The organism is Corynebacterium tuberculostearicum, assembly GCF_016894265.1.
Lineage (GTDB): Bacteria > Actinomycetota > Actinomycetes > Mycobacteriales > Mycobacteriaceae > Corynebacterium > Corynebacterium tuberculostearicum_D.
Window position 1 is genome coordinate 302,680 of sequence record NZ_CP069791.1, and the last position, 13,140, is coordinate 315,819.

A 13,140-nucleotide genomic window follows, 5' to 3' on the forward strand; every position below is an offset into this window, starting at 1 on the left:
TCGATAAACAAAAAGGAAGTGACACACAGCGTGGGCATTGGAAACGGACCGCTCATTGTGCAGTCGGATAAGACCGTGCTGCTGGAAATCGACCACGAACAGGCGCAGGAGGCGCGCACCGCGCTGGCACCGTTCGCGGAGCTGGAGCGCGCGCCGGAGCACGTGCACACCTACCGCATCACCCCGCTGGCGCTGTGGAACGCCCGCGCGGCAGGGCACGACGCGGAGCAGATCATGGACGTGCTGGAAACCTACTCGCGGTTCCCCGCCCCGCAGCCGCTGCTCATCGACATTGCCGACACGATGGATCGCTACGGGCGACTGAAGCTCATCAAGCACCCAGCGCACGGGCTCGTGCTAGAGACGACGGACAGGGCTGTGCTGACGGAGATCCGGCGTCACAAAAAGATCAAGCCCATGTTGGGCGCAGAGATCGACGAGGACTCGATCGTTGTGCACCCTTCCGAGCGCGGCAGGCTCAAGCAGGAACTGCTGAAGGTCGGCTGGCCCGCAGAGGACCTGGCGGGATACGTCGACGGCGAGGCACACCCCATCGAGCTGTCGCAGGAACACGAAGAATGGCAGCTGCGCGACTACCAGGAGATGGCGGCCGATAGCTTCTGGGAAGGCGGCTCGGGCGTGGTAGTGCTGCCATGTGGTGCGGGCAAGACGATGGTCGGCGCGGCCTCGATGGCCAAGGCAAAGGCCACCACCCTGATCCTGGTGACGAACACCGTCGCGGGCAGGCAGTGGAAGGACGAGCTAGTGCGCCGCACCTCCCTGACGGAGGATGAAATCGGCGAATACTCCGGAGAGAAGAAGGAGATCCGCCCCGTGACCATCGCCACCTACCAAGTGGTCACGCGCAAGTCGAAGGGCGAATACCGGGCGCTGGAGCTGTTCGACTCCCGCGACTGGGGCTTAATCATTTACGACGAGGTTCACCTGCTGCCTGCCCCGGTGTTCCGCATGACCTCCGACCTGCAGTCTCGCCGCCGTCTGGGGCTCACCGCCACCCTGGTGCGCGAGGACGGCCGCGAAGGCGACGTATTCAGCCTGATCGGGCCGAAGCGCTATGACGCCCCATGGAAGGACATCGAGGCCTTCCTGGATCGCATGTCCCCCGGCGGTCTCTCGTCCGTTCCCCAGTCCCTGCGGTATTTGATTGACGACGCCACCAGGGCATTCCAGCAGGGCTCCGCCACCGAACCCCACTCGGCTCGTGTCCCGTCTCGCGTGGATACTCCCCAGCGCAACATCATGGACATCACTGGGGACTCCACCGAGATCGCCTCGGAGATCGACGGCGCCGTGGAGGGTTTTCGCCGCGCCCACGACCAGGCCATCGCCGTGGACCCGGCGGACGGCACGAAGGCCTCGGACACCCGGACCTTCCGCTCGCCGCGGGAGATCATGTCCGAGCTGCGCCGCGCCTATACCGCGGGCACACAGGTGCGCCTGCACTACGTGGACTATGCGGGTGCCACCAGCCATGACTGGATCTCCATCGTGATGATGACCCCCTCCACCATCTCCGCGGTGCTCGAATCCACCGGGGAGAGCCTCACGATCCAACCCCACCGCATCGCTGCGGTGGACGTGCCGTGCTAGAGTGAAGTGTCCCAGGTTTTGTTCCGTTTGAGTAGATGGGAAAATCTGGAATATGCCAAGAAAATTTGACCAGGATGCGAAGGATCGTGTGGTCCGTCTTGTAGAGGACCGCATCTTGGCGGAAAATATGTCGATGCAAGCCGCGTGCCAGGCAGTAGCCCCAAAGCTGGGGGTGTCATGGCACACAGCCCGTCAATGGACCCAACAGGCCCGCCGTGCGGGAAACATCCCAGAACCCGTGCCTGAAGATCTGGCCGCCGAAAACGCGAGGCTTCGCCGTGAAAATCAAGAGCTACGCGACACCAATGAACTTTTAAAGGCTGCCTCAGCTTTTTTCGCGTCGGAACTCGACCCAAAACGTCGGAAATGATCCGGTTCATCGATGAATACCGGAATCGTTTCTCTGTCGAGTTCATCTGTAAGACGTTGAAGAAAAACCGCGCTGGTGGGTTCATCACCTCGCGTGGGTATCGTCAGTCCAAGGCCCGTGGGGTAAGTGCTCGCCGCCTTCGTGATGCTGTGCTGGTTGAACGCATTAGTGCTATCCATCGGGATAATTACGGCATCTACGGTGTGCGGAAAATGTGGCATGCTCTTCATCGTGACGGAATCGATATCGGTCGTGAACAAACCGCGCGGCTGATGCGTCTAGCCGGTGTATCAGGCAAAGGCAAAGGCCGCTCGCCTATGACCACTCGCACACCTCAAAGGCCGGATTTACGCCCGGACTTGGTGGAGCGAGAATTCAAAGCCGAAGGCCCGAACAAGCTGTGGGTGGCTGATATTACCTACGTGCGCACGAAGAAAGGCTTTGTGTATGCCGCGTTTGTCACCGATGTTTACTCCCGACGGATCGTTGGGTGGGCGTTATCAGATTCCATGCGCACCGAAGCGTTGCCGCTGCAAGCTCTCAACCAGGCGATCGCGTCTGCTGAGGAAACAACAGGTCTCATTCATCATTCGGATCACGGCTCGCAGTATGTCAGCGTTGTCTACAACGAGCGTCTTGCCCAGCACGGGATTGCCGCTTCCACCGGAACTGTCGGGGATTCCTATGACAATGCTCTGGCGGAAAACGTTAATGGTTCCTACAAAAACGAGCTGATCCATACTCGCAGGTGGGATGAGGTTGTCGAGGTGGAAATCGCGACGTTTGAGTGGGTGTCATGGTGGAACGAGACGAGGCTTCACCAAAGCTTGGGATACCGAACCCCGGTCGAAGTGGAAACCGAATTTTGGGACCAGCACCCGCCGCAAGCAATAATAGAAATCAAGGCAAATGCCTAGGAACAAAACCCGGGGCACTTCACTTCGCCAACGTTGATGGCAAACGCTTAGGCCGCTTTTCCGGGGCGGTATTAAGCACGCTAAATAGCTCATTGAGCTGCGGGCCGAGCGATTCTGGGGTGGTTTCATTGCGCACAAAGTCCGCAAACAAATGCGGGGTATCCCAGAGTCCTGCGTCGTCGCCGAAGAGAAGGAAGAGGATTCGGGTGAGGTAGATAGAGGTGCGCATGACGCGCTCGTCTTCTTCCTCCGGCGTGGTGGGAGCGTCATCGCCTACTGCCTCGTCCACGTCGTCGCCGTTCATGGCGCGGAAGAGCTCCACCATTAACCGAGAGGCTTCCAGGGAAGCCTTTTCTTCCTCCCGGTAGGCGGAGGTTTCATAGTCGGCGAGAAAAGCGAGTTGTTCGATGTGCTCGTCAATCTCAGCTAAAGGGAATGTAATGTCCCAGTCGGCGCTATCGCCGACATAGGTGCGGTTAAGACGGGTAACCCGCAGGGTCTCGAAGTTGGAGCAGACAACATAGGCCGGCATGTGCGAGTTCGCGATAGTACCGCCCAGCAAATAATCCAAAGCTTGGGCATAAGCATCATCGAGCGGGACGCCGAGGGACTTAGCCTCGCCTATGACTTTGCCCGGCATAAACATGTCGATCTTGCCGGTGCGCCCCGTCGAAGCGCGTTTAGCGCTGCGTTGGTACAAGTACAGGTCGCGGGCGTTGACACCGAAGCAGTCGAGCAGGTCACCCCAGAACTGTTGGTCGTGACTCGACTCGGTTGCGGGTCGGTTTTCCGCCTCCCATTGCTTAATGCGGTCAAGCCACCGGAGTTTGAATTCGGTGAGATTGTGGCGAATGGTAGCGCGGTCAAAAACAGTCGTAGGGGCCATAACCATCAAGCATATAAGCCCACACGCTACCCACCCTGTCGCGCGGGCGCGTTAAGCCACTTTCCTGCCCGGGAAGGTTGTATATCGCCTACGGAATGCACACCCTCACCGATAAACTGGGCACCAGTCGAAAGGAGAAGGAATGTATACGACGATCACCCTCGCTGCGCTCGCAGTTGTTTTAGTCTTAATCATCCAGACTATCCGCCGCGAACAGTCACAAGACCGTATGTATTACGCCGCACTTGGAGGCAGCATAAGCGCAGCAATGATCCTTGTCCCCTCTTTCCTTTTCACCCAGGCTGGTCTCTCGCGGGAACTGGCTGCACTGCTTATCTCCTTCGGCCTATTAGCCTTGTGGACTACCATTTTCGGACTTCGCCTAAACGCAAGAACCAGCAGGTAAACCTATATATTCCACAACATATGCTTTAGCATACGGCGGAACATACGCTATAACATATGCCTAAACATATGTCCCGCCATATGGCAAGACATATGACAGGGCTGACGGGCACGCTGATTTACCGTTATGGCTGTGCCGCTTTAGACGTTTTTCAACGCCCGATATACCGTAGGACGGGTCACCCCGAATTCCCGCGCCAAGGCTGCTTTCGACTCCCCTGCCAGTGTGCGCCGTTTAATCTCCGCTACCTGCTGCGGGCTAAGAGCAGGCTTGCGGCCTTTGTATTTGCCAGCCTTTTTGGCCAACGCAATCCCCTCCGCCTGACGCTCGCGGATAATGGCCCGCTCAAACTCCGCAAACGAACCCAAAATACCCAGCATTAAATCTGCGCGTGGATCTGTGGTGTCTTTCGCAAACGCGAGATTCTCATGCAGAAAAGTAACAGTCACACCCTTGCCGGTAAGCTCATCAACAATACCGCGAAGATCCGTAAGCGAACGGGCGAGACGGTCAATCGACGACACGACAAGCTCGTCACCGTCGCGCACATACGCCATACACTCGACAAGCCCAGGGCGCGCAGCCTTGGTACGGCCGGAAACCTTATCCTCAAAGAAACGGTCAATCCTGCCAGACATATTGAGCAGTTCTTTCTGACGCTGATTATTCTGCTCCACCGACGAGACACGGATATAGCCCACCCGCTGCCCATGCGAACCAGAGTCACTGCCCATTAGTCTTCGCCCCGCGAAGGTTTAAAGGAAACAGTCTCTTGTTCTATGACCGCATCACGATACGACTCGATTGCATCCGAGAGGGCGTAAAGCTGAACGCCGTCGAGACCGTCAGCGTCAGCAAGCAAGGCTTGCACAATCCTGCCCAACGCCTGCTGCCCCGACGACAGCCCACCATGCAGATCTTTCACCCGCGCCAACGCGGGCACAGAGTCAATATGACTTTCAATATGGAAACCATCCGACGATAACACCACACTCACCACTTTCTGTAAACATAAGGCCTAGACCCTCCTAGACACGTGTAAAACAATGCTAGTAACGGCCCTATTTTACAGGAAACATTCTGTCGCACACCGGCGTAACAATAGGGTGTACCCCAGGTGCCCCTACCAGCGCCCGCAGTTGAAGGCTTCACCTACCAAATGGTAAAGTTAGCTATATGCGAACCAGTCAGCGCTCCGAGATCCTGGAAGCTGCCCTCCGCGTCATGAACGCAGCGGAGGGTGGCGACATTACCCTTGACGCAGTGACCCACGAGGCCGGGCTCACCAAACCGGGATTGCTATATCACTTCCGCAACCGCGACGTACTGCTCGCCGCGATCGTCGACCACGCTGCGGCCAACGTCGAGAACGACATGACTGCCACCCTTGGCAAGCCCCTCGAGAACGCCAACGCCACCGAGCGGCTCCTGAGCTACGTTCACGTCGCCGCCCACGGGGCCGCCAAGCGCGCCGAGTTCATCATCTGGGGCCAAGCGACGTATCGGCCCGAACTCACCGAACCGTGGACTACGCGGATGGGCCGCTGGCTCGAACTCCCGGACGATCTCGACGCCGCCACCCGAGCCAGGCTGACCACCGCCCGACTCGCCGCCGACGGACTCTGGGGCGCCCAGGCCACAGGTGTGTCCACCCTCCACGGCGCGGATCTCGAAGCCGTCGTCTCCAGCATTCGCTCCCTGATCGAAGGAACAACCCCATGAAGCAGTGGTTCCTGCTCGCTGGCGCCATCACTACCGAAGTGGCGGCGACGCTGTCTCTCAAGGCGGCGCTCAATCACCCATCCTGGTACATCGTGGTTGCTGCCGGATACATCGGCACTTTCGTCTTCCTCACCTTCTGCCTGCGCGAAGGAATGCAGATCGGCGTCGCCTATGGCATCTGGGGAGCCAGCGGGGTCGTGCTCGCCGCCGTGCTATCCGCCGCGATTTTCGGTGAACCTCTGACCGCTGTGATGGGTCTTGGAATGGTTGCGATCATCAGCGGTGTCCTCACCGTCGAACTCGGCTCCCAGAAAGCTCAGCAAACCGCAGCCCAGGAAGCAGGAGTCAACTCATGAGATGGATCTTCCTCGCAGGCGCCATCTTGTCCGAAGTCGTCGCGACCATGTCGCTACGAGCCTCCGACGGTGGCCGGGTGAAGAAATGGTTCATCGGCGTCATCGCGGGGTATCTCGTGGCGTTCGTCGCCTTAAGTCTCGCCTTGGCCGACGGCATGGCCCTTGGCGTCGCCTACGGCATCTGGGCAGCATCCGGCGTAGCTCTCACCGCGATCCTCGCCCGGGTCATCTTCCACGAACCCCTCACCCGAACCATGGCCCTCGGCATCCTCCTCATCGCCGTCGGAGTTCTCACCGTTGAACTCGGCGCCAACTTGGCGAACTGACGCATTTCCGCAGGTAAACCAGGCAGATTGGTGTGCTGCACCACGAGGCGCACAGACAAAGGCTCCCCAATGAGCGCCTGTGGGCCTAGCGTTGTGGATGTGATCACCTGTGTCGTCCACTACACCATCGACCCCGACCAGATCGCAGCCTTTGAACAGTTCGCCCGCGCTTGGATGCGGCATGTCGACGAACACGGCGGCACCCACCACGGGTACTACCTACCCGCGGAAGGTGTGAGTGACCGTGCGGAATCCCTGTTCAGCTTCCCCAGCCTGGCTGCCTACGAGCAGTACCGCACCTTGTTCGGCACCCACTCGGACTTCATCGCCGCTGACCGGATTCGAGACGAGTCCGAGTGCGTCCTGCGGTACGAGCGCACCTTCATGCGGCCGCTCCTACCCCAGGGACACTGAAAGGGACTCCGGCAGCACGCTCGGCACAACCCACAACGCCGCAGGTCAGCGCGTACAGATGGGTGTACCACACTGGTACACCCTCTGCCTTAATCAAGAGGTGACGGCATTTATCATATGGATATTCCGTTGAATTTCTGGATCACAATCAAGCACAAATAGATCCCAGAGGGAACCCTCTGCCATCGCTCGACACATTAACGGCTTTTACATGACTGGTAAATTCCCTAGGTACTGTCTCTTCACCTAATGCCAAATCACGCCATAGCCGAGAGACACCAGCCCCTTCCATCGCGGGTTCGTCAACGTCTTTAGCCACACATGAAAGGCTATACAAACCCCATTCAGATTCATCAAATGGGTAAGTTCCAAAGTCTCGCATATCCCTACGGAAATCTTGCATCATGACTTCGCGAATTACTTCGTCTCCCCCATGTGTAATTTCGTCAGTTACATAGAGTATCTCTGTGATATCTCGAGCCTTATCCACCCTTTTTAAATACTGCTTATGGAATTGTTCAAGGTCAGACTCTCGAGCGAGGAAGTAAGTTGTAAAAAGAAGAGTTTCGCCCAACATATTAAATCGGATCACCGTTTACAGTGAAAGCTCCAGAATTTGTATACCTAGGCTGAGGGTAGCAGTGTCTTTTATGCACATTGTCTCCGAATAAGTTCGTGTACAAATCCGCATCTTTCTCCGCCTTTGATGGAAGTGCGCAATTTACTACCGCCAATCTTCCCGCCATCGCTGTTGGCAGGAGGTCGAGAATGTAACTCCACTGTAGCGGAGAAGTGTACGCATATTTACATTTATCATAGCCGTACGAAACCCTATTCCTTACGGGTAGTGTAAAGTTATGCACTCAAGTGAGCCTTCCATAGGTAAATATCATTACCCTGAATACTCAGAGTTTGATCAACGTCGAATTGAAGCCAATAACGCGATAGTCGGACTTCTGGCAGGATCACGGCTCGCAACAAATGCCCTCCAGCTTTCCCAAGGGTCACAGGTTCCCTTATCTGAAATGTTTCCAGCAGTAACGCATGTCGAGCGGTTCAATCTTGTCGTAGAGGATGCACGAAACATCCTTTTAGATGCAGAAAGGCATCTAGCTAATCTAGCGATTCCTTATGCACAATCTCTACAAGAAGATCATCTCCAAAGAACCATTAAGGTTCTACAGGATAACGGACTGGACCTTTCTCATCCTGAAGGCGCGCCAACTAACAGGCTCAACGCTTCCAACCTCCATGAGATTTTTTTTCCACACCTGTGATGTGCACGTAGGGAGAGCTACCAGCGATGTAGACTCACGATCTTCAATGCTAGAAATTTTCCATCTTCTCAGGAGAATAAGAAACGCAAACACCCACAGTGGCGGACGAGTCAGCTCATCAATCCAAAATGATATGGATTCGCTCAGTGAGGACGCCCTTTCTCATTGGAAAAAAATAAACCAAGGGAAAACCCCTCAGGATATCCAAGGGAATGACGGAAAAATCTCCCTCACTGCGGAACATATATTCACTGAATTCAGCGTCATTAAACAGTTAGGAAGATTAGCTCAAAGATCCTTTATTGAAGTCATGCCCGAAGAGTACTTCGCAAAAGTATCTATAGAACACTTTGTTCGCTCCACAAGCAAACAAAAGAACAGCGACGGATGGAAGAGAAGCCTCGAGCGGCTAACGAAAAGACTTTTCCCCAAAGGATTAAATCAACTGGAAACAGTTGCTCGCGAAGAAGGCCACTGGACTAGAGCCCAGTGGTAGATATGAAAAAAGGGCGCTTTACCGTTAAGCTACACCCCGTAAGGGGGCTGGGAATCGAACCCAGATCTCCTTTTTCCGTGAAAGCTCCCGGACATGAACCGGCTGGAGTCTCTATCTCTAGCTTCCTTTGATCTAAACAATACCTTAAACAAGCGAACAGTTCAATTCACCCCACAGACAGCAACATTTGCAACCAGTGGATTCAAAGGAAGGAGTACTCCTAGAACACCTTACTGCCAAAACAGGCAAGAGAGCTGTGTATTGTTTACGGCCTTAACCGCACTGCCCTAGTCACCATCTCCTCCAGCGCTTCCGGTGACACCGGACATAGACTCGTCGCCTCCAAACCCACATTCACATTCTTGCGCCGAATCGCCACATCCGAATGCGTAAGCCTATGCATCGTGCACTCAAACCCCTCACGGACGGCCCACCGAGCCAGATTGTCCGTCTGATGCGGATCAACCCACGAAGTGCTGTGTCTGCCTGTTTGTCAGAGGCCCAAGTCTGCACCAGCATAAAGATAAGACCCGCGATTATGGGCGCAAGGAGCGTCGTCCCAGGGTCGACGCACCATCGTCGAAATTTTGACGAGAGTTTTCCCTTTTAAGCGGAGCCACGTCGAAATGCTCTGGAGAGGTGCTGTTTGTTCTTTTTGGGAAAGGTCTCTTAGTGCGTTTTCTTGCTAGGTGTATTTTTGCCGTAGCCCATTCATAAAGAATATTTCTAATGTTGGGGTTAAGCACGCGTTGTCGTTGGTCGGAGGCTAAGGGGAGGGGGGGAAGGAATGGCTGGCATTGTGCATGAAGCCCAGGACACGCACCTGTGTGCCTTGTTTATTGGGGCGCACGGGGATACTGGAGACTACGAGTACGCACTAGACACCGCCAACAGTGCCGCCAAGCACCTGCAGGTAATACAAGCGGAGTTGTCTGCTACTTCCCCACTGGCCCGCGACGCCGGCATACTCGCTAAGTTTGTGCGCGCAGCACAACGGAATCTGTCTCAACAACGGCCCGCAGATAATCCTGACGAACTTCTAAACTTAGCCACCAGCCTCAAAGAGTCGCTGGAAGGGGAAGATATGCAACAACCCCCGCCTCCCTGCATGTCATGCATGCTGATAGAAGCGGGGGTTGCGTGCTAAAGAAACGATTTAGTTGGCTCGGCCGGTTTCCTTGCGGTATTTGCGGTAGTAGCGGCGGCCATAGTGGACGGTGCTGAAGGCCGCGATGGCCACAACCACCAGGGCGATAATGCCGATGATGGTGGTAAGGGTGTAGTCACCCTCGCCGGCAGTGCCGATGGGGTTGTCCCACACGCCCAGGCCCCAGATGAGGATGCCAGCGGCCGGGAGGCAAGACATGATCAGACCCATGCCCACCCAGGTGGAGGTGCGCAGAAGGGAAGAGTGAGGAGCACCGAAGGATACTGGATCGTAGCCCTCAATGTAGGTGTCCTGAATCTTGCCGGAGAACTCCGGGTAGGTCTCGCTGGTGTAGTCAGCGACTGCGTGGGTGTTATCGCTCATGGCGGAGTCTTTCTGTCTTTCTCTCGTTCCTAGTATTCCTACGGAATAACCTTAGCTTAGTCGTCCTTGCCACGGAAAGCAGCACGTGCACGTTCGCGGGTAACCGCGGAAACCGCGGTCAGCGGAACGCCGGCCGGGCAGACATCAGCGCACTCACCGTAGAGGGAGCAGTGGCCAAAGTTGGCTTCCAAGTCGTCGACCATGTTGCGGGCACGGCGGCCACGCTCTTCCTTGCCCAGCGGCATGAGGGAGAGGTGCACCAACTTTGCGCCGGTAAACAGGTGAGCCGCACCGTTCGGGCAGGCAGCAACGCAGGCACCGCAGCCAATGCAGGCAGCGTGGTCCAGCGAGTACTCGGAGGTCTCATGGTTGATGTGCATGGTATCCGCATCCGGAGCGGTGCCAGCGTCCATGGAAACGTAGCCGCCCTGCTCCATTACGTGATCCAGAGCCGCGCGGTCCACGATCATGTCCTTAATGACCGGGTAGGCAGCGGAACGGAATGGCTCCAGCTTGATGGTCTGGCCATCGGTGAAGTTGAACAGGCGCTGCTGGCAGGCAGGGGTGTTCTGACCTGGGCCGTGCGGGCGACCATTGACGGTCAAACCACAGGTACCGCAGATGCCCTCACGGCAGTCGGAAGCGAAGGCGAAGGGCTCTTCGCCGCGCTCAATGTAGCCCTCGTTAACGTGGTCCAGCAGCTCCAGGATGGACATCTGCTCAGAGGCGTCATCCACCTGGACGGTCTCGAAATGGCCTTCTTGGGTCGGTCCGGCTTGACGCCAGATCTCAAGTGTCAGTTTCATTACTTGTAGTTCCTTGTCATCAGCGGGATCGAATCAAAGTACAGCGGCTCGGCGTGGCGGATGAACTCGTTCTTATTTGCGCCCGGCTCCCATGCGGAAACGAAGCACCAGTTCTCATCATCGCGTTCTGCCTCGCCGTCCTCGGTGAGGTGGTCCTCGCGGAAGTGAGCGCCACAGGACTCATCGCGGTCCAGAGCGTCAACACACATGAGCTCACCCAAGTCCAGGTAGTCGGCAACGCGCAGGCCGTACTCCAGCACCTGGTTCATGTCATTGGCCTCACCCGGAATGCGGACATTAGCCCAGAAGTCCTCGCGCAGCTCGCGGATCTTGGTGATCGCGGCCTTGAGGTCCTCGACGTTACGGGACACGCCGCAGCCATGGTAGAGGATATCGCCCAGCTGGCGGTGGTAGTAGGACGGACCGTGCGGGTTCTCACCGCGCACACCCATGAGGCGGTCGATGCGCTCCTGGGACTGTGCCAGGGTTGCCTGTGCCTCTGGGGAATCCTCGGCCAGCTTCTCCTCGTTGAGGTGGTCAGCCAAGTAGTTCGGGATGGTGAATGGCAAGGTGAACCAGCCATCGACGGAAGCCGAAAGCAGGGAGTTTGCACCCAGGCGGTTAGCACCGTGGTAGGTCCAGGAGCACTCACCGGCGGCAAAGAGGCCGTCGATGGAGGTCATCTCGTTGAAGTCCGTCCACAGGCCGCCCATGGTGAAGTGGCAGGTCGGGGCGATGCGCATCGGGGTCTCATAGGCGGACTCGCCGATAGCCTCTTCGTACATCTCGATCAGGTTGGAGTAGCGCTCGCGGATCTTGTCCTTGCCTAGGCGCTCGATGGCGTCGCGGAAGTCCAGGTACACCGAGTTGTGCAGCGGGCCAACGCCCAGGCCGGCATTGATCTGCTGGGAGATGGCACGGGAAGCAACGTCGCGCGGAACCAGGTTGCCGAATGCCGGGTAGCGGCGCTCCAAGAAGTAGTCGCGCTCTTCTTCCGGAATGGTATTCGGGTCGCGGTCGTCGCCCTCCTTCTTCGGGGACCAAATGCGGCCGTCGTTACGCAGGGACTCCGACATCAGGATGGTCTTGGACTGCCAATCGGAGTTGACCGGCAGGCCCGTCGGGTGGAACTGCACGAAGGCCGGGGAAGCCAGGTAAGCACCGCTGTCGTACGCACGCATCATGGCGCTGGCATTGGAGTTCTTTGCCAGGGTGGACATGTGGTAGACGTTGCCGTAGCCGCCGGTACCCAGCACAACTGCGTGGCCGGTGAAGGCCTTGAGCTCACCGGTAATCAGGTTGCGGGTAACGATGCCGCCGGCACGCTTCTTGCCGTTGTCGTTGTAGACGATGATGTCCTGCAGGTCGTTGTGAGCGAAGAGCTCCACGTTGCCCAGGCCAATCTGGCGGTACAGCGCCGAAGTGGTGGACAGCTGCAGCTGCTGACCTGTTTGGCCACGGGTGTAGTAGGTACGGGAGACCTGCACACCACCGAAGGAACGGGTAGCCAGGGTGCCGCCGTACTCGCGAGCGAATGGGGCGCCGATGGCGTTCATGTGGTCAATAACGCGGACGGACTCGTTTGCCAGGCGCCAGCAGTCGGACTCGCGGCAGCGGTAGTCGCCGCCCTTCACGGTGTCCTTGGTGTGGCGGTAGGCGGAGTCATTGTCCACCTTCTTGGCACGGGAGGCGTTGACACCACCCTGCGCGGCAATGGAGTGCGCGCGGCGCGGGGAATCGTGGTAGGTGAATACCTTTACCTTGTAGCCCAGCTCGCCCAGTGCGGCCGCAGCGGAACCAGCGGACAGGCCGGTGCCAACTACGAGAACCTCAAACTTGCGGCGGTTCAACGGGGAGACCAGCTGCATGTGGTCCTTTTGGTGGGACCACATATCCTTCATCGGCACGCCGTGCGGCTCATGGGATTCCAGGATGTTGCCGGCGGATACGCCCGGAACGATGGACTGTGGGTGCGAGAACTTAGGGTGCTCGCGCTTGAGTTCAGTATTAGTCATGGGTTTC

16 protein-coding genes are annotated in these 13,140 nt (G+C 57.3%); 9 read left to right on the forward strand and 7 right to left on the reverse strand.

The window, feature by feature from the left end; genetic code table 11:
• Positions 1-30 precede the first annotated feature (30 nt).
• Together I6J28_RS01570 and I6J28_RS01575 are read left to right on the forward strand one after the other, a co-directional pair.
• Positions 31-1,611: a helicase-associated domain-containing protein gene (locus I6J28_RS01570; protein WP_016421371.1), complete on the forward strand. Its 1,581-nt coding sequence runs from the start codon at positions 31-33 to the stop codon at positions 1,609-1,611.
• Positions 1,612-1,663: 52 nt separating this feature from the next.
• A protein-coding gene (locus I6J28_RS01575) for an IS3 family transposase (RefSeq protein WP_172953431.1) occupies positions 1,664-2,898 on the forward strand; the annotation gives its coding sequence in 2 pieces (ribosomal slippage) (positions 1,664-1,952 and positions 1,952-2,898; 1,236 coding nt in all).
• A 19-nt stretch (positions 2,899-2,917) separates the two neighbouring features.
• Here the strand turns inward: I6J28_RS01575 and I6J28_RS01580 are convergent.
• Positions 2,918-3,784, reverse strand: a complete 867-nt coding sequence (locus tag I6J28_RS01580; protein WP_049151462.1) for a type IIL restriction-modification enzyme MmeI — start codon at positions 3,782-3,784, stop codon at positions 2,918-2,920.
• Positions 3,785-3,926: 142 nt separating this feature from the next.
• On the opposite strand from I6J28_RS01580, the gene I6J28_RS01585 reads away from it, so the two are divergent.
• Positions 3,927-4,190 (forward strand): hypothetical protein, encoded by a 264-nt coding sequence (locus I6J28_RS01585; RefSeq protein ID WP_046095295.1) that lies wholly within the window; start codon positions 3,927-3,929, stop codon positions 4,188-4,190.
• Positions 4,191-4,330: 140 nt separating this feature from the next.
• Here the strand turns inward: I6J28_RS01585 and I6J28_RS01590 are convergent, their stop codons facing one another.
• A complete protein-coding gene (locus I6J28_RS01590; RefSeq protein WP_011116976.1) occupies positions 4,331-4,924 on the reverse strand; it encodes a recombinase family protein in 594 nt (197 codons plus the stop codon).
• The gene (locus I6J28_RS01595; protein ID WP_204611471.1) at positions 4,924-5,190 is read right to left on the reverse strand and encodes a hypothetical protein; all 267 of its coding nucleotides are present in this window, start codon (positions 5,188-5,190) and stop codon (positions 4,924-4,926) included. The genes I6J28_RS01590 and I6J28_RS01595 overlap by 1 nt, the downstream gene beginning before the upstream one ends.
• A 176-nt stretch (positions 5,191-5,366) precedes the next feature.
• On the opposite strand from I6J28_RS01595, the gene I6J28_RS01600 reads away from it, so the two are divergent.
• From I6J28_RS01600 to I6J28_RS01615, 4 genes are all read left to right on the forward strand, one after another.
• On the forward strand, positions 5,367-5,912 hold the full coding sequence (locus I6J28_RS01600) for a TetR/AcrR family transcriptional regulator (protein ID WP_034997557.1): 546 nt from the start codon (positions 5,367-5,369) through the stop codon (positions 5,910-5,912).
• Positions 5,909-6,268: a DMT family transporter gene (locus I6J28_RS01605; RefSeq protein WP_048733039.1), complete on the forward strand. Its 360-nt coding sequence runs from the start codon at positions 5,909-5,911 to the stop codon at positions 6,266-6,268. Before I6J28_RS01600 ends, I6J28_RS01605 begins: the two co-directional genes overlap by 4 nt.
• On the forward strand, positions 6,265-6,594 hold the full coding sequence (locus I6J28_RS01610) for a DMT family transporter (RefSeq protein ID WP_003849969.1): 330 nt from the start codon (positions 6,265-6,267) through the stop codon (positions 6,592-6,594). The genes I6J28_RS01605 and I6J28_RS01610 overlap by 4 nt, the downstream gene beginning before the upstream one ends.
• Positions 6,595-6,693: 99 nt before the next feature.
• On the forward strand, positions 6,694-7,008 hold the full coding sequence (locus I6J28_RS01615; protein ID WP_174232238.1) for an NIPSNAP family protein: 315 nt from the start codon (positions 6,694-6,696) through the stop codon (positions 7,006-7,008).
• A gap of 148 nt (positions 7,009-7,156) precedes the next feature.
• Here I6J28_RS01615 and I6J28_RS01620 read toward each other — a convergent pair whose 3' ends face one another.
• Positions 7,157-7,600, reverse strand: a complete 444-nt coding sequence (locus I6J28_RS01620; protein WP_204610393.1) for a hypothetical protein — start codon at positions 7,598-7,600, stop codon at positions 7,157-7,159.
• 265 nt (positions 7,601-7,865) lie between these two features.
• Here I6J28_RS01620 and I6J28_RS01625 point away from each other — a divergent pair, with 265 nt between their 5' ends.
• Together I6J28_RS01625 and I6J28_RS01630 are read left to right on the forward strand one after the other, a co-directional pair.
• A complete protein-coding gene (locus I6J28_RS01625) occupies positions 7,866-8,285 on the forward strand; it encodes a hypothetical protein (RefSeq protein WP_204610394.1) in 420 nt (139 codons plus the stop codon).
• A 46-nt stretch (positions 8,286-8,331) separates the two neighbouring features.
• Positions 8,332-8,781 carry a hypothetical protein gene (locus tag I6J28_RS01630; protein ID WP_204610395.1) on the forward strand — a complete coding sequence of 150 codons (450 nt, stop codon included), beginning with the start codon at positions 8,332-8,334 and terminating at the stop codon, positions 8,779-8,781.
• Between the two features lie 1,156 nt (positions 8,782-9,937).
• On the opposite strand, the gene I6J28_RS01635 is transcribed toward I6J28_RS01630, so the two are convergent.
• From I6J28_RS01635 to I6J28_RS01645, 3 genes are read right to left on the reverse strand one after another with little or no spacing between them, the layout of a single operon-like run.
• Positions 9,938-10,312: a hypothetical protein gene (locus tag I6J28_RS01635; RefSeq protein WP_204610396.1), complete on the reverse strand. Its 375-nt coding sequence runs from the start codon at positions 10,310-10,312 to the stop codon at positions 9,938-9,940.
• 56 nt (positions 10,313-10,368) lie between these two features.
• Complete coding sequence (locus I6J28_RS01640; protein ID WP_005327185.1) at positions 10,369-11,118, reverse strand: succinate dehydrogenase/fumarate reductase iron-sulfur subunit; 750 nt, start codon at positions 11,116-11,118, stop codon at positions 10,369-10,371.
• Positions 11,118-13,133, reverse strand: a complete 2,016-nt coding sequence (locus I6J28_RS01645; protein WP_201802305.1) for a fumarate reductase/succinate dehydrogenase flavoprotein subunit — start codon at positions 13,131-13,133, stop codon at positions 11,118-11,120. The genes I6J28_RS01640 and I6J28_RS01645 overlap by 1 nt, the downstream gene beginning before the upstream one ends.
• Between the last annotated feature and the right edge of the window lie 7 nt (positions 13,134-13,140).